The organism is Noviluteimonas caseinilytica (genome assembly GCF_018406605.1).
Lineage (GTDB): Bacteria > Pseudomonadota > Gammaproteobacteria > Xanthomonadales > Xanthomonadaceae > Noviluteimonas > Noviluteimonas caseinilytica.
Genome location: NZ_AP024545.1, coordinates 1,317,991 through 1,338,369, shown reverse-complemented (window position 1 = coordinate 1,338,369; position 20,379 = coordinate 1,317,991). Strand labels below are relative to the sequence as shown.

The 20,379-nt window shown below is 67.5% G+C and carries 20 protein-coding genes; 8 read left to right on the top strand and 12 right to left on the bottom strand.

The features are described from left to right. The first annotated feature begins 138 nt into the window (after nt 1-138). From LYSCAS_RS06570 to LYSCAS_RS06545, 6 genes are read left to right on the top strand one after another with little or no spacing between them, the layout of a single operon-like run. Nucleotides 139-930, top strand: coding sequence for an ABC transporter ATP-binding protein (locus LYSCAS_RS06570; RefSeq protein WP_213436906.1), 792 nt, complete (start codon nt 139-141; stop codon nt 928-930). Continuing rightward, nucleotides 930-1,682: an MlaE family lipid ABC transporter permease subunit gene (locus LYSCAS_RS06565; RefSeq protein WP_213436904.1), complete on the top strand. Its 753-nt coding sequence runs from the start codon at nt 930-932 to the stop codon at nt 1,680-1,682. Before LYSCAS_RS06570 ends, LYSCAS_RS06565 begins: the two co-directional genes overlap by 1 nt. After that, nucleotides 1,682-2,227, top strand: coding sequence for an outer membrane lipid asymmetry maintenance protein MlaD (mlaD, locus tag LYSCAS_RS06560; RefSeq protein WP_213436902.1), 546 nt, complete (start codon nt 1,682-1,684; stop codon nt 2,225-2,227). Before LYSCAS_RS06565 ends, mlaD begins: the two co-directional genes overlap by 1 nt. A gap of 41 nt (nt 2,228-2,268) precedes the next feature. After that, nucleotides 2,269-2,919 (top strand): MlaC/ttg2D family ABC transporter substrate-binding protein, encoded by a 651-nt coding sequence (locus tag LYSCAS_RS06555; protein WP_213437658.1) that lies wholly within the window; start codon nt 2,269-2,271, stop codon nt 2,917-2,919. Further along, nucleotides 2,919-3,221, top strand: coding sequence for an STAS domain-containing protein (locus LYSCAS_RS06550; protein ID WP_213436900.1), 303 nt, complete (start codon nt 2,919-2,921; stop codon nt 3,219-3,221). Before LYSCAS_RS06555 ends, LYSCAS_RS06550 begins: the two co-directional genes overlap by 1 nt. A gap of 17 nt (nt 3,222-3,238) precedes the next feature. Next, a complete protein-coding gene (locus tag LYSCAS_RS06545; RefSeq protein ID WP_213436898.1) occupies nt 3,239-4,213 on the top strand; it encodes an MlaA family lipoprotein in 975 nt (324 codons plus the stop codon). 3 nt (nt 4,214-4,216) lie between these two features. On the opposite strand, the gene LYSCAS_RS06540 is transcribed toward LYSCAS_RS06545, so the two are convergent. Further along, nucleotides 4,217-5,563 (bottom strand): DNA recombination protein RmuC, encoded by a 1,347-nt coding sequence (locus tag LYSCAS_RS06540; RefSeq protein ID WP_213436895.1) that lies wholly within the window; start codon nt 5,561-5,563, stop codon nt 4,217-4,219. A gap of 63 nt (nt 5,564-5,626) precedes the next feature. Beyond that, entirely contained in the window at nt 5,627-6,799 is a 1,173-nt protein-coding gene (locus tag LYSCAS_RS06535) for a class I SAM-dependent rRNA methyltransferase (RefSeq protein WP_213436893.1), read from the bottom strand. A 61-nt stretch (nt 6,800-6,860) separates the two neighbouring features. On the opposite strand from LYSCAS_RS06535, the gene LYSCAS_RS06530 reads away from it, so the two are divergent. Next, on the top strand, nt 6,861-7,517 hold the full coding sequence (locus LYSCAS_RS06530; RefSeq protein ID WP_213436891.1) for a rhomboid family intramembrane serine protease: 657 nt from the start codon (nt 6,861-6,863) through the stop codon (nt 7,515-7,517). 334 nt (nt 7,518-7,851) lie between these two features. Here the strand turns inward: LYSCAS_RS06530 and LYSCAS_RS06525 are convergent, their stop codons facing one another. From LYSCAS_RS06525 to LYSCAS_RS06505, 5 genes are all read right to left on the bottom strand, one after another. Further along, nucleotides 7,852-8,307 (bottom strand): hypothetical protein, encoded by a 456-nt coding sequence (locus LYSCAS_RS06525; protein ID WP_213436889.1) that lies wholly within the window; start codon nt 8,305-8,307, stop codon nt 7,852-7,854. Next, on the bottom strand, nt 8,304-10,583 hold the full coding sequence (locus tag LYSCAS_RS06520) for an RHS repeat-associated core domain-containing protein (protein ID WP_213436887.1): 2,280 nt from the start codon (nt 10,581-10,583) through the stop codon (nt 8,304-8,306). The genes LYSCAS_RS06525 and LYSCAS_RS06520 overlap by 4 nt, the downstream gene beginning before the upstream one ends. Further along, nucleotides 10,580-13,093, bottom strand: a complete 2,514-nt coding sequence (locus LYSCAS_RS06515; RefSeq protein ID WP_213436885.1) for a DUF6531 domain-containing protein — start codon at nt 13,091-13,093, stop codon at nt 10,580-10,582. Before LYSCAS_RS06515 ends, LYSCAS_RS06520 begins: the two co-directional genes overlap by 4 nt. A 278-nt stretch (nt 13,094-13,371) precedes the next feature. Continuing rightward, nucleotides 13,372-14,547 (bottom strand): hypothetical protein, encoded by a 1,176-nt coding sequence (locus LYSCAS_RS06510; protein WP_213436883.1) that lies wholly within the window; start codon nt 14,545-14,547, stop codon nt 13,372-13,374. Between the two features lie 74 nt (nt 14,548-14,621). Further along, nucleotides 14,622-15,290 carry a DUF2238 domain-containing protein gene (locus LYSCAS_RS06505; protein ID WP_213436881.1) on the bottom strand — a complete coding sequence of 223 codons (669 nt, stop codon included), beginning with the start codon at nt 15,288-15,290 and terminating at the stop codon, nt 14,622-14,624. 107 nt (nt 15,291-15,397) lie between these two features. On the opposite strand from LYSCAS_RS06505, the gene phhA reads away from it, so the two are divergent. Next, nucleotides 15,398-16,297: a phenylalanine 4-monooxygenase gene (gene phhA / locus LYSCAS_RS06500; RefSeq protein WP_213436879.1), complete on the top strand. Its 900-nt coding sequence runs from the start codon at nt 15,398-15,400 to the stop codon at nt 16,295-16,297. A 3-nt stretch (nt 16,298-16,300) separates the two neighbouring features. Here phhA and LYSCAS_RS06495 read toward each other — a convergent pair whose 3' ends face one another. The 5 genes from LYSCAS_RS06495 to bioH all read right to left on the bottom strand — a co-directional run bounded on the left by LYSCAS_RS06495 (nt 16,301) and on the right by bioH (nt 20,375). After that, nucleotides 16,301-16,981, bottom strand: coding sequence for a helix-turn-helix transcriptional regulator (locus LYSCAS_RS06495; RefSeq protein WP_213436877.1), 681 nt, complete (start codon nt 16,979-16,981; stop codon nt 16,301-16,303). A gap of 20 nt (nt 16,982-17,001) precedes the next feature. Then, the gene (locus tag LYSCAS_RS06490) at nt 17,002-17,703 is read right to left on the bottom strand and encodes an NIPSNAP family protein (protein ID WP_213436875.1); all 702 of its coding nucleotides are present in this window, start codon (nt 17,701-17,703) and stop codon (nt 17,002-17,004) included. An 82-nt stretch (nt 17,704-17,785) separates the two neighbouring features. Then, nucleotides 17,786-18,646 carry a hypothetical protein gene (locus LYSCAS_RS06485; RefSeq protein ID WP_213436873.1) on the bottom strand — a complete coding sequence of 287 codons (861 nt, stop codon included), beginning with the start codon at nt 18,644-18,646 and terminating at the stop codon, nt 17,786-17,788. 68 nt (nt 18,647-18,714) lie between these two features. Continuing rightward, nucleotides 18,715-19,611: a malonyl-ACP O-methyltransferase BioC gene (gene bioC, locus LYSCAS_RS06480; RefSeq protein ID WP_213436871.1), complete on the bottom strand. Its 897-nt coding sequence runs from the start codon at nt 19,609-19,611 to the stop codon at nt 18,715-18,717. Beyond that, nucleotides 19,608-20,375 carry a pimeloyl-ACP methyl ester esterase BioH gene (bioH, locus tag LYSCAS_RS06475; RefSeq protein ID WP_213437649.1) on the bottom strand — a complete coding sequence of 256 codons (768 nt, stop codon included), beginning with the start codon at nt 20,373-20,375 and terminating at the stop codon, nt 19,608-19,610. Before bioH ends, bioC begins: the two co-directional genes overlap by 4 nt. Between the last annotated feature and the right edge of the window lie 4 nt (nt 20,376-20,379).

The window sequence follows — 20,379 nt, the reverse complement described above, 5'->3', positions numbered from 1 at the left end:
CCGAAGCGGCCGGCCGAAAGCAGACCTGCGACAATCCGCCCGCTCGCGCCGCCGCAAGCGCTAACCGCCATTCAGCGCCCGGGCGCCAAGCTGCCGCGCTTTTTCGCGATCCCCCGATCCGCCCCCGAAGACCCGCCCGTGACCGATCCAGACACGCCCGCCGTCCGCGTCACCGATGTCCGCCTCGAACGCGGCGGTCGCACCGTGCTGCACGACGTCACGCTGGTGGTGCCGCGCGGCGGCGTGACCGCGGTGCTCGGCCCGTCGGGCAGCGGCAAGTCCACGCTGCTCGCGGCGCTGACCGGCGAACTGGTCCCGGCGGCCGGCAGCGTGGAAATCTTCGGCGAGCCCGTCCCGCGCCAGCAGAAAGCGTTGCTGTCGATGCGCAAGCGGCTGGGCGTGCTGCTGCAGGGCAACGGCCTGCTCACGGACATGACCGCGGCGGAAAACGTCGCGCTGCCGCTGCGCACGCACACCGACCTGCCCGATGCGGTGATCCGCAGCCTCGTCGAAATGAAGCTGCACGCCGTCGGCCTGCGCGCCGCGGCCGACCTGTATCCGCGCGAGCTGTCCGGCGGCATGGCCCGCCGCGTCGCACTCGCCCGCGCGCTGGCGCTGGATCCGCCGCTGATGATCTACGACGAACCGCTGACGGGCCTGGACCCGATCGCCAGCGGCGTGGTCATGAGCCTGGTGCGCCGCCTCAACGACACGCTCGGCCTGACCAGCATCGTGGTCACGCACCACGTGCACGAAACCATGCCGGTGGCCGACCACGCGATCGTGATCGCGAACGGCCGCATCGTCTTCACCGGCACGCCGGCGGAATTGGCGGCCTCGCAGGATCCGCTGGTGCGCCAGTTCCTGGACGGCCAGCCCGACGGTCCGATTCCCTTCGACACGACGGCGCGCGCGCCGGAGGCCGCCTGATGCCCTTCGTCGCCGCCACCCGCGGGCTCGGCGCCGCCGGCCTGTTCGCGCTTTCGGTGTTCCGCGCCTCCACGCCGACGCGGGATTTCTTCGCCGAGCTGGTGAAGGAGATCTACAAGATCGGTGCGCGCTCGTTGCCCATCGTGGCGGCGGGCGGGGCGTTCGTGGGCCTGTCGGTCACGCTGCTCGGCTATCGCGCGCTGGAAACCTACGGCGCCACGGGCCAGGTGAGCGCGCTGCTCGGCCTGGGCCTGTATCGCGAACTCGGGCCGGTGCTCACGGCATTGCTGTTCATCGGCCGCGCCGGTTCGTCGATCGCGGCCGAACTGGGCCTGATGCGCGCGACCGACCAGATCACCGCGCTCGGCCTGATGGCGATCGACCCGGTGGCCAAGACCGTCGCGCCGCGCTTCTGGGCCGCGGTGCTGTGCGTGCCGCTGCTCACCGCGTTCTTCGTGAGCCTTGCGATCACCGCCGGCTATTTCGAAGCGGTGCACGTGATCGGCATCGACGGCGGCACGTTCTGGCAGACGATGAAGGACAGCGTGGATTTCCACGACGACTTCCTCGTCGCGTTCTTCAAGGCCGCCGTGTTCGGCGGCGTGTCCGCCCTCGTGGCCGCGTACGTCGGCTTCCATGCCGAACCGACGATCGAGGGCACCTCGATTGCCACCACCCGCGCGGTCGTCAATGCGTCGCTGCTGGTGCTGATGTTCAATTTCGTCCTTTCCGCCCTGTTGTTCAGGAGTTGATGGCCATGCGTGGTCCCCGTCTCGAATTCGCGGTCGGCGCATTCCTGCTGCTGGCGCTCGCCAGCGTGCTGGTCCTGGCCCTCGCTTCCACCAACGGCAAGTTCGGCTTCGGCGGCGATAGCTATCCGCTGAAGGCGCGCTTCTCCACCATCGGCCAGCTGCGCGTCTCGGCGCCGGTGAAGATCGGCGGCGTGATCGTCGGGCAGGTGTCCGATGTGTCGCTCGATCCGCAGAAGTTCGATTCGATCGTCACGCTGTCGATCGACGGCAAGTACAAGGATCTGCCGGCCGATACGTCGGCGGGCATCTTCACGGCGGGCCTGCTGGGCGAAAGCTACGTCGGCCTCAGCCCCGGCGGGGATGTCGAAACCCTGAAGCCCGGCGACGAGATCACCTTGACGCAGAGCGCGGTCGACCTCATGCAGCTGGTCGGCAAGTACATGTTCTCCGGCGCCGACAAGCCGGCCGCCCCGGCCGATGCCGCCGCCGCACCCGCCACCACCGACGTTCCCTCCCCCGAAGCCACCACGGAACCCACGCGATGAAACGATCCCAGTCCGCCGCGCGCGTGTCCCCGCGCCGCTTGATCAACCAGACCCTCGTCGCCGCCGCCATCGCGACCACGCTCGTGCTCGCCGTGCCGTCGCTGTCGCATGCCCAGGCCGCGGTCGCCGGTGCGACGCTGCGCAACACGCCCAGCGCGCAGGTGCTCGACAACAGCACGCGCATCGTCGCCACGCTCGAAAAGCGCCGCGACGAATTCAAGAAGAACCCGGCCGCGCTCGACAAGTTCATCTCGAGCGAGTTCAACCAGATGTTCGACCGCGACTACGCGGCGCGCCTGGTGCTCGGCCGCCACGGCCGCGGTGCGTCGGATGCCGACGTCAAGGATTTCGCCGACGCGCTCGCCGACAGCCTGATGGCGCGTTACGGCTCGGCGCTGATCAACTTCGACACGGGCCTGAAGGTCCGCGTGAAGTCCGAGACGCCGCTGCGCAACGGCGCGATCGTCAAGGTGTCCAGCGAGTTCCTGCGCGCGGGCGGCCAGACCACGCCGGTCGATTACCTGATGCGCAAGACCGGCACGAAGTGGCAGGTGTTTGACGTGATGGTGGAAGGCGTGTCGTTCGTGCAGACCTTCCGCAGCCAGTTCGATGCGCCGCTGAGCACCAAGTCGATCAAGCAGGTCGCAGCCGACCTCCGCGCCGGCCGCGTGCAGCCCGACGCCAAGCAGTAATGCGCACCCCCGCCGACAACGGCGCCGGCGTGGCGCGCGATGGCGACGCACTGGTGTTCACCGGTGCGTTGTCGCGCGTGGCGGTCGCTGCGTTGTGGGCGCGCGCGCTGGCCCAGCTGTCCGGCGTGCGCCGCTTCGACCTTGGCGGCACCACCTCGGTGGACAGCGCGGGGCTCGCGCTCCTGGCCGCCCTCGCGGCCCGCGCCGGCAACGGCGTCGTGGTGACCGGCGATCCGCCGGGGCTTTCTGCCCTCCGGGACGCCTATCGGCTCGATGCGGGCCTCGGATTCGCCTCCGCCTGACCGGTAAACTGCCTCGCATGGAACGCACGGCTCCCCCCTCTTTCACGCGCCTGGCCGTAACGCTGTCGCTTGCGCTCTGCGCGGGACAGGTGTTCGCCCAATCCACCGACGCGCAACCGGCAGCGGCCACGACGGTGATGCCCGCACCGGCCGTTTCCGTCGAAGCGTCGCCGCAGGTCGCGCCGCCGGCCGCCGCCGAACAGACGCAGGCCGAGCAGGATTACGAAGCGATCTACGGCTCCGAGGGTCAGTACAACGACCCGACGTTGCCCACGCCCGCGCAGCTGCCGGAATCCTACGATCCGTGGGAATCCTTCAACCGCAAGATGCACGGCTTCAACGAAGTCGTGGACAAGCGCATCGCCAAGCCGCTCGCGAAAACGTACGTCGCGGCCGTGCCGCGCCCCGTGCGCCTGGGCGTCAGCAATTTCTTCGCCAACCTCGCCCAGCCGCTGAGCGCGATCAATGCGCTGCTGCAGGGCAAGCCGAAGCAGGCCGGCCAGGCGCTCGGCCGCTTCGTGCTCAATTCCACGCTGGGCCTCGGCGGCATCTTCGATCCGGCCACCGCGGCCAAGATCCCGTATCGCAGCGAAGACTTCGGCCAGACGCTCGGCGTGTGGGGCTGGGAGCGTTCGCGTTACCTCGAACTGCCGCTGTTCGGGCCGCGCACGGTGCGCGATGTGTTCGGCATGGTCGGCGATTCGCCGCTGTCGCCGTTGCGCTCCATCGAACTGGACCGCAGCCGCATCTTCCTGCAGGGCCTGCAACTGGTCGACGTGCGCACGCAGTTGTTGTCGCTCGACAGCATGCGCGAGGGCGCGACGGACGATTACTCGCTGCTGCGCGACGCATGGCTGCAGCGCCGCAACTACCAGATCTTCGGCGATCGCCAGCAGGACTCGGGCGAGTTGCCGGATTACCTGCAGGACGACCAGGACAACCCGATCGTGCCGATCGATGCCATCCCGGTCACGCCGATGGACGGCGGCTGACGCTCAGGCGTCCGGCGATTCGTCGAATTCCAATTCGTCCGGCACCAGGGCCTCGGGCAGCTTCTTGCGGCTCTTCACTCCGAGCTCCACCAGGCGCCGCGCACGCGGGATGACCGCCTGCGCCGAATCCTCCAGGCGATCGCGCGCGGACTTGTAGGCCTTCGCCGCGCCGTCGAGGCTCGCGCCGACGGACGCGAAATCGGTCAGGAAGTTGATCACCGAATCCAGCAGCAGGCCGCCGGTCTTGCTGATCTCCAGCGCCTGCTTCTGCAGCTTGTCGCGCGTCCACACGCGATCGACCACGCGCAGCACGGCCATCAACGTATTGGGTGACGCGAAGGCCACGCCCTTGGCGAAGGCATCGGCCTGCAGCGTGGTGTCGAACCCGAGCGCGCCGGCAAGCGCGCCTTCGATCGGCACGAACGCGATGGTGACGTCGAGCGCGGATTCGCCGACGGACTTGGGATAGTTGCGCTCGGCCAGGTCGCGGACGTGCATGCGCAGCGCCACGGCGTGGCGACGCATCGCCTCCTGCTGCGCTTCCGGGGTCTCGGCGTTCATCGCCTCCTCCCACGCCACCAGGTTGACCTTGCTGTCGACCACGATGCGGCGGTCGTCCGGCAGGCGCACGATCACGTCGGGGCGCAGGCGGCGGCCTTCCTCGTCGGTGCTGGTCTGCTGGCGATCGAAATGCACGCCGTCTTCCAGGCCCGAGCTGCGCAGCACGTTCTCGAGCATCAGCTCGCCCCAGTCGCCGCGGACCTTCGCGTTGCCCTTCAGCGCGCGCGTGAGCGCCGAGGCCTGCGAGGCCATGTCCTGGTTGAGCGTCTTGAGTTCCTGCACCGCGCCCAGCAGCGCCGAACGCTCCTTCGCTTCCTCGCCGTACACCGTGTCGATGCGCTGGCGGAAGGTGCCGAGCTGGTCGGCGAAGGGCTTGAGCATCAATTCGATGTCGGACTTCGACTGGCCGGTGGCCAGGCGCACGTCGTGTTCGAACTTCTTGCCGCGTTCGTCGAAGGCCTTGGTGGCCAGTTCGGTGAACTTGGCGGAGAGGTGTTCCTGCGCGTTGCGCACGAAGGCTTCGGTTTCGGCGCGCGCGCGGTTGGCCTGTTCAGCCTCGGCGCGGGCGCGGGCCAGGGCGGTGGCGTCGTCGTGCGCGCGTTCGCGCAGGAGCGCGAGTTCCTTCTGCAGCGCATCGCGTTCGCCGATGCGCGCCTGCAGTTCGCCTTCCAGCGTGGCGGCGCGGACCGCGACGTCCATCGCGTCGCCCTTCGGCCGGCGCAGCCACACACCCGCGGCGATGCCGGCCACCAGCGCCAGGACGCAGGCCAGGATCAGGGTTGCGGTCATGGGCGAAGTCCTCCGGTTCGGCGTGGGCAGTGTATGCGCTCCACGCGTCGCACCGGCTGCGACTCAATCGAGGACGCGACAGAACACCGCCTTGAGGTAACGCGATTCCTGGGCCTGCGCCAGGAACGGATGGTCGGCGCCCGCGCCGGAGACCTTCAGCACCTGCACCGTGCGGTTGGCGTAGAACGCCGCGCGCCGGAGCATGTCGAGGAATTGCTCTTCGCTCACCAGGCCCGTGCACGAGAACGTGGCGAACAGGCCGCCCGGCTTCACCACGCTCATGGCCAGCTTGTTCATGTCGAGGTACTTCTTGAGCGCGGGGATCACCTGGTCGGGGTCGCGCGTCATCTTGGCCGGGTCCAGGATCACCACGTCGAAGCGTTCGCCGTTGTTCGAGGCATCGCGCAGCCACGGAAAGATGTCGGCCTGCACGAAGCGCGGGCGCACGTCGTTGAGCTTCGCGTTGCCCTTGGCGATGTCGAGGACGTCGTTGTCGATGTCGATGCCGATCACTTCCGACGCACCGCGCGCGGCCGCGTACACCGCGAAACCGCCGGTGTTGCAGCACAAGTCCAGCACGCGCTGGCCGGCGCACAGGTGCGACAGCCACTCGCGGTTCTCGCGCTGGTCGGCGAAGAACCCGGTCTTGTGCGCGCCCGCGGGGTCGGCGCGGAAGCGGATGCCGTGTTCGGTGATGATCGCGGGCGCGGCGGGCTCGCTGCCGCGGTAGTCGAAGCTTTCCTGCTTCTGCACGTGTTCGTCGGCGAAGGAATGGAAGCGGCAGCCCGGGAACTGTTCGCGCAGCGCCTCGTAGATCCATTCGCGGTGGCGGAACATGCCGGCGCTGAAGAACTGGACGACCAGCAGGTCTGCGTAACGGTCCACGACGAGGCCGCTGAGGCCGTCGCCCTCCGAGTGCACGACGCGCCAGGCGTCGCTGACGGCGTCGAGCTTCAGCAGTTCGCGGCGCAGGCCCACGGCCGCGGCGATCTTGCGCGAAAACCAGGCCTGGTCGACGGCGACCGATCGGTCGGTTTCCAGGATGCGCACCGCGATGCGCGAGTGGCCGTTGTAGAAACCGCGGCCGATCCATTCGTCGTCCACGCCGACCACGTCGACGATGCTGCCGGGCTTGGGCCGCACGGCGGGCTTCTCGACCAGCTTCTGGAAGATCCACGGGTGGGAGGACCGCCATGCATTGCGCAGGCGGACGACGGTGGGGGCGGGGGCGTCCATAGGGGCGCAAGTTTACGCGGCGGCCACTTGTCCCGCGCGAAATCGCCGCCATCCCCCTGCCATGCACCTGCCGACCCAAGCCCTCCCCGACGATCCCCTGGCCCAGCGCGTGCGCGATCGGCGGCGGGTCAGGCGGGCGTTTTTCGGCAGCGCGGCGGCGGTGGCATTGCTGACGGTGGTGTACCTGCTGCAGGGCGCGTTCGATGCGAGTGCGTGGGCCGTGGCACCGCATTCGCTGGCCGGACTGCGCGGCGTGCTGGGCGCGCCGCTGCTGCACGGCTCGTGGGATCACCTGGTGTCGAATGCGTTCGCGCTGCTGCTGCTCGGCACGCTGGCCGGCAGCGTGTATCCGAAGGCGACGGTGCGCGCGATCCCGATCGCGTGGATCACGAGCGGGTTGGGCGCGTGGTGGCTGGGTGACGTCGGCACGCATCACCTCGGTGCGAGCGGTGTGGTGCAGGGCTTGGCGTACCTCGTCGTGGCGCTGGGCTTGTTGCGACGGGATCGTGCATCGATGGCGGCGGCGATGATCGCGCTGACGTTTTCAGGTGGGATGCTGGTGGCGGTGTTGCCGCATGATCCCGGCGTGTCGTGGCAGTCGCATCTCGGAGGCGCGATCGGCGGTGTGGTTTCGGCGGTGTTGTTCCGGCACGTGGATCCGCCGGCGCCGCGGCAGCGGTATAGCTGGGAATTTGAAGAAGAACCGCCGGAGCAATGAGCGGCGCGGGCGCGCGACCGTCAATCGGTTGAAAACGCTTTGCCCTGTGGCGACCTATAGAGCAAGCGCCATTTACCTGCATCGTGCTGCTGATAGGACATGGAAGCAAAGGCGGCTTCGCATTTCGTCGCGCAGGTTCTCGGCTTGAAATAGACCCGCACTTCCGCGCCGTCGTCCCACCCATCGCCTCTCGTGACCCCTGTGATTTCCGGAGCTTGGCCTTCCCATCCGGGAGAGGACAAGAAATCGCCCATGATCTGGTGATCACTTGGCCCGCTTGTGCACGCTGCCATTCCAATGCACGCAGAGATCACGCCCGTCCTTGATAGTGATTTCATTGTCCGCAAGCCTTTACCGCGAATTCCTGAAGACACCACGTCCGCCAAGCAACCAGGTTTCTTTCGCGGTCCGCGTCCGTCGCTCCGTTGTAGACAAAAACAAAGCTCTGCCCGGTCATTTGGTTCAAGAGAGCGCTAAGAGCATCGTGGACTGTCCTTGGGCTGTAGTGACGAAGCCCTTCAAACGCTTCAGGAGATTGGTTTGACAAGGTGATCGACTCTTCGGCGAGCCTCTTGGTGTCGTCTAGGTGAGCGACCAAATATGGGATTGCAACTCTGCCGGCTCTCTCCAGTTCTTGCAGCGCGAGACGTTGTTTTTTTGGAGAGCTGGTCATGTCTGTGACGAGTCGATCGACCAGTTCAGCTGTTTTCTCATCTCCGAGCCTGGAAGTTGCGCATGCCCCGACTAAAGGAATGCACAGCACTGCGAGAAGTTTGGCGCTCCAATTCATTGCTGATCCCCGCATGGGCAATTGCAGCCCAAAGCGTCCATGACTGCTTGTCGATCCGTTGCGGTCACCGTCCCTAAGTGCTCCGCCATGATGGTCCCCTGCCAGCCTTCCTGCGGGACCGTGATACCGCGCTCGACCTCAACATATCGATCGTCCAGTCTCATGATGTGCCCTGACTCATGCGCGGCGGTCCAGGGGTCTTCTTCTGCGAACCAAGTGCCTCGGTTGCCTTGCATGAATGAGCGGCCTCGGCCAGACATGAAGGTGATATCGGTAGACCACCATCCCCCGATGCTTGTCGTTACCTTAAATCCCGGTGCCGACCATGCTTGCTCGATGGACGACCTCCATGACGCGATTACTTCGGGTGTGGCTCCGGGTCCGTCGAAATCAAAATTGATGTTGATCTCTGCACCGGTATCCGAACACCGGCATGTCGCGCGCAAGCCCAGTACATCGACACGATCCGTAGGATTGCTTCCGACATAAGTGTAGGGATTCATGCCGCCACCCAGGCCAATTGGGTCAGGCTGGGTGTAACGCCCACCATGCTCAACTTCCGAAAGGTAGTATCTAAACCCGTTGAACCATGTGCGGGATTCCTCGTCCCAGTACTGGCCCGGAAAACCGAGGCTCATTCCTCCAACGGCGTCCACCTTAACCTCGCGATTGAACGCATGGTTTGCTGCGCGCCAGCGCACGTTTCGCCCGGCGTCGGTTAATACCTCTGGCCTACCCAATTGGTCGTCGTGCGCGAAGTACAAGTCCGTTTGCCCATTGACCATGCCGACCAAGGATTCGCCGACACGGATGTAATCCTTCCATCCTGAAGGCGTCCGCTCGGCGAGAAGCTGGTTTTGCCCCATGTACGTGAAGCGGGTTGCGCCGTTGAATTCGCCCTTTTGAACACGCTGGTCGATCGCGTTGGTCAGATAGTTAGTTTCTACGCTTCCGGCGGCGCCCATGCGCGAAACTTGCAAAAGACGTTGAAAGCCGTCGTAAACAAACCGTGTATCTGCATCCCCAATTCGATTCAGGCGGACGAGATTCCCGTTCGCGTCGTACTCCAACGACGACTGCTTCGCGCCACTCGCCCCAAGCACACGGTTGCTGTTCGGATCCACCTGGATCGCAAACACGTCGTCGCCTTCGCGATACGCGGTGCGATTGCCATTGAGGTCCAACGTGAAATCGGACTGCCGCGCCGGGGCATGCGACGACGTGAGTCGCGAAGTCGCATCGAACCCATTCGTCAACGTCAGCGCGCCATCCACCCCATTCGTGATTCGCGTGATCTCATCCGCGGCATTGCGCTGGTAGGTCAGGCTCTGCCGCGCGCCGGAGGCATCGGCGACACCCAGGCCGGCTACGCGTCCGTCGAGATCGAGGTGGATCGTGCGCTGCAGTCCGTTGCCGTAGTCCCACCCCGTTGCGCCGCCGAAGGGCGATGACGTGATGTTCCCGATCACGGGTACCGTTTCCCCGGCGACCGTCGCGTACACGCTCTCCAGCTTGCCGGCCGCGTAGCGGTACCCGACGAACGTGCCGCTGGGGTACGCGATTCCCGCAAGCCGCCCGGCGTGATCCCACGCGAACGCGGTCTGGTTTTCGTCCTCCCCGATACGTTCGCGCTTCAGTTCGATCTGTCCGGCCTGCGTGTAGTCCACGCGGGTCTGCGTGGCTGCGGTCAGGGATTCGCACCAACGCCCCTTGCCGTTGGCGCACGCGTCGTAGACGTGCGTCCGCCATTCATCGCCGCTGCCTTGTCGCGTGAGCCGCCCCAGCGTGTCGTATTCGTGCGTCAGCGTGGTTCCATCCGCCAACGTCTTGTGCAGCAGCTGGCCGGCCTGGTCGTACGTGTAGGTGGTGTGCCCGCGATCCTGGCTTTCCTCGCGGACCAGGCGGCCCATGCCGTCGTAGTGGTAGCGCGTTGGAATGCCGCGCGGGTCGACGATCTGTGTGATGCGGTCCGCGGCGTCATAGGTGAACATTGCGCGCCCGCCCAGCGGGTCGATGGACGCCACCATCCGGCCGAGCGCGTCGTAGGCGAACGTGGTCGTCCTCCCCAACGCGTCGGTGGACGCCGTGCGGTTGCCCACCGCGTCGTACGCGTATCGGAACTTGACGCTGCCATCCGCCGCCAGCACGCGGATCACGCGGCCGAGCTCGTCGTATTCGAGGGCGGACTGGTAGGTGACAGTTGCCTGGGCGTTTGCGATCGACAGGCTGGCGATCGCTGCACCCAGCGCGAGTGCGAGAGAGGAGCGCGCGTTCATCGCGGCTGCTCGCAGGGGCCGGCGCCGCACGGTCGCCGGGTGACGTCTTCGACGTACATGGATTTCACCGGAACCTCCACGAGGGCTTGCACGTTTTCCATCCAGACCACGCCGCCGAAGTGGTGGTATTGCGATCCGGGCGGCGGGTTGAAGGCGTAGGTCAGCGTGGCCACCTGGCCCGGATGGATGACACCGGAGGCGTACGTCCTGGGCGGCATGGGGTGTTGCGCGTTGTTCTGCGCAAGGACCACGGTGGGGTCGGGTGCGAGATTCCAGGGGTGCGAGCCGGTGTTGCGCACGCGTACGGAGATCCAGCTTGTCTGGCCGTGGAAGACGTGGCCCGGCACGTCGTGGCTGACCAGTTCCGCGCGATATACGACGGGCGGCGGAAGGGCGACTGCGGTCGTGGCTTCACCGAACGCGGTGCCGTCGCTCTTCGTCATGCGCCACTGGAACGTGAGCGACGTGGTGACGCGGGGGGCGGTCGCGGCGAAGGCGATGGTGGCGACCGCGCCGGGCGCAACGTCACGATCCAGCGCGACGCCGTGCGGCAATCCCCATGCTTCGCTGTTGGCGGAGCGCAGGCGATAGCCATCCTGTACGCGCCACGGCACGTTGCTCGTATTCCGGACCTGCACCGTGATCCAGTACGCCGTGCCGCCAAGCATCGCGCCCGGCACGCTCTGCGCCACGAATTGCGCGGCGTGCACGGGGAAGGGATGCAGGTCGGCGCGTTCGACCTTGATGCCCGCGACCTGGGATTCCGGGTTGTACGAAACGCGGCGTACGTCGAACCGGCCATCGCTGGCCTGTTCGAATTCGGCTTGCAAGCGTTCCGCGACGTCGTAATGGAATTGGCGCCGGTTGCCTTCCGGCGTGGTGGTGGCGGCGAGCAAACCGGCGGCGTTGTATTCGTGCCGCGTTTCGGCGACCTGTCCATCCGCGCGCAGGCGCTCGGCCGTCGCGCGCCCTCGCGCGTCGTACTCGAATTCGCGAACGGCACCGTTTGGGTCCACCACCCTGCCGGGGCGCCCCATCGCGTCGTACTGCTCGTAGCGCGTGACATGCCCGAGGCTGTTGGAGACGGAAAGCAGGTCGCCCGCGCTGTTGTACGCGTAAGTGACGGCATCGCCGGCGCCCGCGAGCGGCCCGTCGACGACAAGGGTCGCGACCATCCTGTTCGGATGATGGGTGTACGTGGACGAGGTGCCCGTCGCCTGCCCGGTACTGGCACCCACGCCCCACTGCGTCGTCGTCGCGGGCCGGCCCTCCGCGGTGTAGGCGTAACGCGTGTCCGACACGCCTTCCACGAGATGCCGCGCAAGGCGTCCGTTCGCATCCCATTCCAGCCGCGTGGTGCGCGCCACCGCCGTGCCAAGCGCTTCCGTGCGCTTCAGCAGCCGTCCGTGCGTGTCGTAGTCGAAGTCGGTGACGACGCCTGCTTCGTCGGTGATCGTGTCGAGGCGACCTTCGGCGTCGAACGTGCGCTTGCTGAAGCTGGATGGGCAATGCACCGTCGCATGCCCGGTGATTTCGATGATTCGGCCATCGACGATGCGGTAGGTGGTCTTGCGCCCGAGGGCATTGGTGCGCTCGGTGCGATCGGCGAAGTAAGCGTAGCGCTTGAGGTCGGTGCCGTCGGCCTTGCGCGATTCGACGACGCGATCGCCTTGGTACGTGTAGTACGTCTTGCGCACGCCGGCGACGGAGATGCCCGACAACTTTCCGTTGTCGTAGTGATAGCCCAGGTTGCCTTTGCCGTCGGGATAGGTCACCGACGCAAGTCGCCCGCCCGCGTGCGCGTAGCGGTACACGACGCCCGAACTGTCGACGACTTCGACCAGGCGGTTGTTCTGGTGCGAGAGGCGAATCGATCGGCCCGAGGTATGCCGCACCTCGACAAGATGGCGTGCGGCGTCGTACGTGTAGTACAGGCCCGTGCCGTCGGGTTGCAGCCGCCACATCAGCAAGCCCCGGGTGTCGTAGTGCTCACTGCCGCCGTCGGGCCATTCGAGGAAGTAGCCGCCCGCGACGGTGGTGATGCGGGCCAGGGGATGCTCCTCCGAGCCGAGCCAGGCATTGGATGTGCCGTTCCAGTTGAAGCGCACCAGGTCGCCGGCTTCGCGGTGCGCGTAGATCACGTAGACGAGCGGGACATTGCAGGCAGGGCCGCCCGGATATGGATAGCACTGCGTCGACGAAGGCGGGCCAGGCACCAATGCATCGAACGACAGTTTCAAGTCGTGGTTGCTGATCCACTGGTTGCCGAGCATGCCGACGCCGCGCCAGCCCTGGTGGTACGTGCGATGGATGCCGAGGCCTTCGCTGCCTGCGACGACGAAGTCGGTGACGTCGTCGTATTTCTTGCCGGTAACGATGTCGACCGGATTGTCGCAGCGGTTTTCGTCTTCGGATTCGTCATCGCCGCCCGCGGCCCCGCCTGCGGCACCTTCGGAGAATCCGCCGCCACCGCCACCATTTCCGTTACCGCTCCAGGAAAAACCGGGCACGGATCGCCACCCCCCGGTTCCCACCACGGTTACCCGCTCGAACGTACCGACATGATTCGCAGGTTTGTAAAAGACACGCCCGTCGGCAGGTTTTTTTGCAACGGCCTCGACGGTCGTCAGCGCAAACGCAACCAGAACCCACTTCCATCCCTTCGCCATGCCGCTCCCCGGAGCACGTTGCATGCCCGCAGGGTTCTTCATGGACAGCGCGCGAAGCTAGGCGCTCGCGGCGCGAAGACGCGAAGAAACATCTGCGAAGTCGTGCGCCGCCCGATCGGCTACGCGAGGTCCAGGTACCCCTCCGGCACCAACGCCGTCGCCAGCATCACCGCGTTGATGTCTTCATGCGCGCGCCATGCCGCGGTGTCCTGCGCGGCGGGATCGCACCATGCATCCGTGATCGTGCGCGCCAGCGGTACCTGCGTGATCAAAACATCGAGCGCCCGCCGCAATTCGGGTTGCGCATCCAGCGACGCGGCATCGCGCTCCAGCAACACCCACAACCGCGACACGGCCTGCAAGCCGATCGCGAGCCCGAGTTCGCGGAACGCCAACCGCGTTTCCACCGGTTGCGCGAACGGCTGCGTCGCCAGGTAACGCGCCAATCCGCGCGACGCCGCGCCCACCACGAGCCCGAGCAACGGATTGTCGCCGGGCCGCACGCGCAGCAATTGCGCGAGGCGATTGGCATCCGCCAGCAAACCGCCGATGCCCAGCGGATCGTCCGTCAGCAGGTTCGTGCCTGCGACGATCGCGGCCATGTCGCGCAATTCGGCGTCGAGTTCGGGGCCGTGGCCCACGCGCCCCTGCGGTTGGTGCGCGCGCAGTTGCCAATACGTGATCAGCGCGTCGAGTGGATCGTGTTGTCCCATCGCTTCGACGAGCGGTTGCGAAAGATCGATGCGCATCTTCCAGTACATGCGCTTCGGTGCACCGGGCGTGGGCGCATAGGTGAACGCGCGATGCGCGGTCTGCGCGAGTTCGCGGGCCCATCGTCCGGCATCGGCGTGACCGGTGCGACGCGAGAATTGGTCGAGCGCATGCATCCAGCGCGCGAGGTAATGGAAATACTGGCCGTCGCGTTCCCACTCCAGGTCCCAGTCCACGACGGTGTCGTCGTCGCGTTCCGGCAAGGGCTTGCCGATGCGCAATCCGCCGCGCGTGGGATGTTCGGTGCCGGTCTGCGCATCCATGCCGCCGATCCAGCCGGTGCGCGCGTCGTCGGCGCGATGCTGGCCGAGCACCGCGTGCACCTGTTCGATCAGGCGTTCGGCGAGGTCGGCCTGCCCCAGCGCGAGGAAGTTGCAGACCGCGAACGCATCCGTCCACAGGTAGCGCACCGGCGGCAGGTCGCCGATCACGCCGGTGCGCTCGGCGAACGCGTGCATCAGCGACGCGGCGGTGCAGCCCGCCGCGGTCGGTTCGTCGTGTCGTTTCGCCTGCGACGTCGCCATTGCGGCGGATCATCGCGGGCGCATCGATTGCGTTTCGTGAAGCAGCGGCGTTCAGTTACCCGAATGCGCGGGGCTCAGCGCAGCCCCAGTTGCCGGTCGTGCAAGCGCGACCACAGCGCCAGCGACACCAGCGCGCCGCACAGGCACAGGAACATGTCCCACTGCGTGTCCCACACGTCGCCCTGGGTGGCGAGGAACGCATCGGCGTCGGCGCCGAAGGCCAGCGCGGCCCACCATTCCAGCAACTCGAAGAACGCACTGAAGCTGAGCGCGGCGGCGACGCAGAGGTAGGTCAGCCACGCGCCCGGCTTCAGCGGCGTGCACCGCAGCAGCAACTCGCGCGCAAGCAACGCAGGCACGAACCCCTGCATGAAGTGGCCCACGCGATCCCACGGATTGCGCGTCACCTCGAACCCGATCTCACGGAACGCATCGCGCAACCAGAACCCGAGCGGCGTCTCCGCGTACGTGTACGCGCCGCCATGGATCAGCACGAGCGCATGCAGCGCGAGCAGCGTCGACAACAGCAGCGTCAGCGGGAATGCACGCCACCGCCACGCGATGAAAGGCAGGCCGAGCACCACCCACACGACCTCCATGATCCAGGTCATGCGGTCCTTCGGCGCGATCGCGGAAACCAGCAGCGCCACCGCCACCAGGCCGGCCAGGGCCCAGCCCTCGACGCGGGTCGGCGGGCGGGCGATCCCCTGCGACAGCGCCGGATAGCGGGCTTCCATGGTCATCCACCCCCGGTTTCACGCGAATTTCGCGCCCGGATCATCCGCCGGGCATGAGGATCGGCGCAAGAACGCAACCGACTTGCGTCCCGGAAGGGCTAGCATTCCCCGCCATGAACACGCCGACCGCCACCCCCACCCGCGTCGAACACCAGCTCACCGACAAGGGCTACGTCCCCGTCTACACCACCGCGGTGGTCGAGCAGCCCTGGTCGACGTACACGGAAACCGACCACGGCACGTGGGCCACGCTGTTCGAGCGCCAGCAGCAGGTGCTGCAGGGCCGCGCGAGCGACGAGTTCCTGCGCAACCAGCGCGCGATGGGCATGACGCCCGACCGCATCCCGAAGTTCGACGACCTCAACCGCATCCTGCGCCCCGCCACGGGCTGGGAACTGATCGGCGTCGAAGGCCTGCTGCCCGAACTCACCTTCTTCGAACACCTCGCCAACCGGCGCTTCCCGGTGACGTGGTGGATCCGCAAGCCCGAACAACTCGATTACCTCAGCGAACCGGATCTCTTCCACGATCTGTTCGGCCACGTGCCGCTGCTGATGAACCCCGTGTTCGCCGACTACATGGCCGCGTACGGCCGCGGCGGCGTCAAGGCGCACGGCATCGGGCCCGAAGCGCTGGTCAACCTCACGCGCCTGTACTGGTACACGGTGGAATTCGGCCTGATCCGCCAGCCCGACGGCCTGCGCATCTACGGCAGCGGCATCGTCAGCTCGAAGGGCGAATCCATCCATTGCCTCGAAAGCCCCGCGCCCAACCGCATCGGCTTCGACCTCGAACGCATCATGCGCACGCGCTACCGCATCGACACCTTCCAGAAGACGTACTTCGTCATCGACAGCTACGAGCAGTTGATGGAAGCCACGCAGCCGGACTTCACGCCGATCTATGCATCGCTCGCGCAGCAGGACTCGATCCCGGCGGGCAACGTGCTGGACGCCGATGCGGTGTTCAACAAGGGCACGGGCGAAGGGTGGGCGAACGACGGGGACGTGTGAGGCTCATGCGCCGCTGACTTTCCGCAGGTAAGCCTCGAGCCCCCGCGCCGGCACTTCGTCGAACACTTCGCCCGTCTCGTCGAACGACGCGATCCGGTCCGGCCGGAAGCTGCGGAAATCCGCGCGCAACCGGCACCACGCCCCGATCGTCCAGCTGCCGCCCCAGAACGCCAGGCACAACGGTTCGATGTCGCGCGCGCTCGACTGGCCGTCCTGGTCGCGGTAGTCCAGGCGCAGCACGTGGCGCGCGTCGATCGCGGCGTGCAGGCGGTCGATCATCCCACTCGATTCCATGCGCGCCACTTCCGGCGCGAAGATGCGGCTGCGTTCGCTGCGCGCACGCAGCTCCGGCGGCAGCACCGCTTCGATCTTCAGCAACGCGGTCTTCGCGCCGTTGCCCAGCCGCGTGCCGCCGAACGCGCGCACGAAACGCGTGCCCACCACCAGTGCTTCGAGCTCGTCGGCGTTGAACATCAGCGGCGGGATGTCCGCGTCCTTGCGCAACATGTAGCCGACGCCCGCTTCGCCTTCGATCGGCACGCCGGAGACCTGCAGGTCCGCGATGTCGCGATACACGGTGCGCAACGACACGCCCAGCGTTTCGGCGAGGCGATGCGCGGGCACCGCCGCGCGACGTCCGCGCAGGGCGTGGATGAGGAGGAAGAGGCGGTCGGCGCGGCGCATGCCGCCATGATGTCCTGCCTTCAGCGCAGGCGCGAGCGCGGCGTGGGCGACAGGCGCAACACCTGCGGCGGGCCCTGCAGGCGATGCGCCAGGCGCACGGCAATGTCGCGCCATTGCGGTTGCGCGACGAGGGCTTCGCGGTACGCAGCCCAGGCCGCGGCATCGTCGAAGCGCGCAAACCACGCGAACACGTGTTCGCCCGTGCGCACCGGCAGGCGCGGCCAGGTGTTGGTGGCGTATTCGGTGGAATACGTGGCGAGCACGCGCGCCCCCGCGGCACTGACGGCAGGCAGCAATTCGGCGGCGAAGAATTCCAGGAAATCCATGTCGACCGGCGCGTCGAAGAAGTACAGCGTCGCGGCGAACACGCCCTCGCAGTCGCGCGCGTCCGGCAGCGGCCCGTCGATCGCGAAGCCCGACGCCGGCGACACCGGCTTGAGCAGCAGCACGTCGTCCGAATCGATCATCGTTGCGTTGGCCGCGTCGCGATGCGCCTGCCAGGTGGGACCGCCGTAGAAGCGTTCGAGCGCGTCGTGGCGCTGCGCCATGTCGGGGAATTCGCGCAGCCAGACGAAACGATCCGGCCCGTCGAGGTCGCGGAACTGCCCGAGCACGCGCATGCCGGCGGCTTCCTGCGGTTCGAGGAACTCGCGTTCGAACAGGCCGACCAGCGTGTCGCGGCGGCCGGGGTGCAGGGTGTACTGGCGCAGTTCGACGACCATGGCGGTGCTCGCTTTCCCGAAGGCAGGCCGCAGCGTGCGCCCGGGCTGCTGCCACCCTGTTGTCAGCAGGGACGGCGCGGCGTCATTCCGTCGGCGGCGGCTGCGGCCAGGAGGCCGCCGCTTCCAGCGTGCGCAGGTCGGCGGGATCGATCGCGTCCACCGTCTTGCCCGCGGGCACGGCGACGATCCGCAATTCGTGGGTGCACGGGAGGTCGCCGCGGTCCTTGGTGTCGTCGTCGCCGCCGTCGTGCGCGACGCAATCGGTGTAGCCGATGCGTGCGTCCGGCGCTTCGCCCGGGATCGCGAGCACGACGTAATCGCCGCGCGACAAGCCTTCGATGCGGTACGCGCGTTCACCGCGCGCGGTGCGCGTGCAGGTCGCCACGCCATCGTTGAGTTCGAACGCGCACACGCGCACCGAGGCTTCGGGGTCGCCCGGGTGCGTCACCACGCCGGCGATCGCGCCGGGCGCGAGCGCGCCTTCGGTCAACGCGCACTCCACGCGCGTGTCGCCGAGGTCGGTGCCGGAGGCGAGTTCGCCGGCGCCGGCGGGCATCGCGTTGCGCAACGCATCCGGTGGCGCCGGCAGGATCACGGGCGCCACGCCCGAATGCGCGGCGCCGAGCACGAACCAGCCGATGTCCGCGTTGCCGATGCGCAAGGCCGGCACGACCGCGCAGCGCAATGCGGTGTTGTCGCTCTCGGGCGTGCACGTCACGCCGTCGGCCTGGCGCAGGCGTTCGCGCTGTTCCGCCTGGCTGATCGTGAGGAACGCGCGGTCGCCGCACGTCAGCGCGCGTGCAAGCCAGGCGCGCGTGGCGTCGTTGGCGGTGTTCGCGGCGGATTCGGCGGGCGTGGTCGTCGCCGGTGCGGGCGCGGGAACGGGCGCAGGTGTCCCGCCGCCGCATCCCGCCAGCGCCACTGTCACGCCGAAGATCGCCACGCACCCGCGCATCGTTCGCCTTGTTCCGGGGGACCCCGACCTTAGCGACCCGGCGCGGCGCATGCCACTCATGGGCGGCGCCGCACGGGAATGGACGCGATGGGAACCGATGTGACGTCAAACCCGCCTTCACGGATCGGCGCGCCGGGGCCCGGGGCCCAGGCCATCGCGGTGATGACTTCCCACGTCGCGGGCAAGCGGCCGTCGGCGTGGCGGAACGTGTCGTACGCGCGCGCCGCGGCGGCGAAGCGTGCGCGGCCCGTCAGCGTGTGGCGACGCGATTGCAGCGCATTCGTCGCGCCGATCGCGCGCAGTTCGCGCATGAGGGCGGGCAGGTCGGCGTAACGCGTTTCGTGTTCATCGCGATCGAGCACGGGATTGCGGAACCCCGCGTGCACGAGCGCGTCACCGAATTGCGCGATGGTCGCGAAGGGGCTGACGTGCGGTGCGGCGTCGGCCTGCGCGAAGGATTCGCGCAACTCGAACAGCGTGTCCGGGCCAAACGTGGACACCAGCAGCAACCCGTTGGGCTTGAGCACGCGGCGAAAACCCGCGAACGCCGCCGGCAAGTCTTCCACCCATTGCAGGCACAGGCTGGAGAACAACACGTCGACGCTGCCTTCGGCGAACGGCAATGCGCGCACGTCGGCGCACACGCGATCGAACGGGCGCCAGAAGCCGCTGCGCTTGCCGGCTTCGCGCAACATCGGCAATGCCATGTCGACGGCGACCACGCGCGCCTTCGGCCAGCGCTTGCGCATCGCGGCGCTCGCGCGGCCGGGACCGGCGCCGAGGTCGAGGATGCATTGCGGCGGCGGCAACGCGAGTTTCGGATCGTCCAGGTAATCCAGCGATTCGAGCAGGCGCGCTTCCACTTCGTGCTGCAGCGCGGCCGCGGCGTCGTAGCTGCGCGCCGAGCGCGAGAACGCACGGCGGATGTGGCGCGGGTCGAAGAGCGGATTCATGCGGCGAACGCTGCGAAGGCGGTGGCGAGGTGCCCGGCCACGACGTCGGCGTGCGTGAGGAACGGCGCGTGGCCGGCGTGTTCGATCACGTGGACGGTCGATGCCGGTGCGAGCGCGGCGGCGTCGCGCATCGCGCGCGGATCGACGAGGCGGTCGCGGCGGCCCGCGAGCCACAGGCTCGGGACGCGCAATGTCGGCAACGTGTCGCGCAGGTCGGTGGTTTCGAGAAGGTGCAAGCCATCGGCGAGGACGTGCGCGGAGGGTTCGCCGCGGGAGAACAATTCGTCGCGCAGCGCGCGGATCTCGTCCTTCGCGTGATCGGAGCCGAAGGCCTCCAGCGCGACGAAGCGATCGAGCGTGGCGCGGTAATCACTGCGCAGGCCGTCGGCGAAGTCGCGGAAGATTTCGGCGGAAACGCCGTAACGCCAGTCCTCGCCGCGCACGAACCGCGGGCTGGCGCAGAGCATCGACAAGGCGGGCACGGCGTCGGGACGCGTGGCGGCCGCGTGCAATGCGACGAGGCCACCGAGCGACCAGCCGCACCACGGCGCGCGCGGCACGTGGCGCGTGATCGCGTCCACGCACGGCTCGAGCGCAAGCGGCACATCGCACGTGCGACTCAAACCATGCCCCGGCAGATCGACGACATGCAACGTGAAGCGATCCTGCAACCGCGCGACCAGCGGCGCGAACACGCCGCCATGCATCGCCCAGCCATGCAGCAGCACGAGCGGCGGGCCGTGGCCGATGACATCGATGTGCAACGGG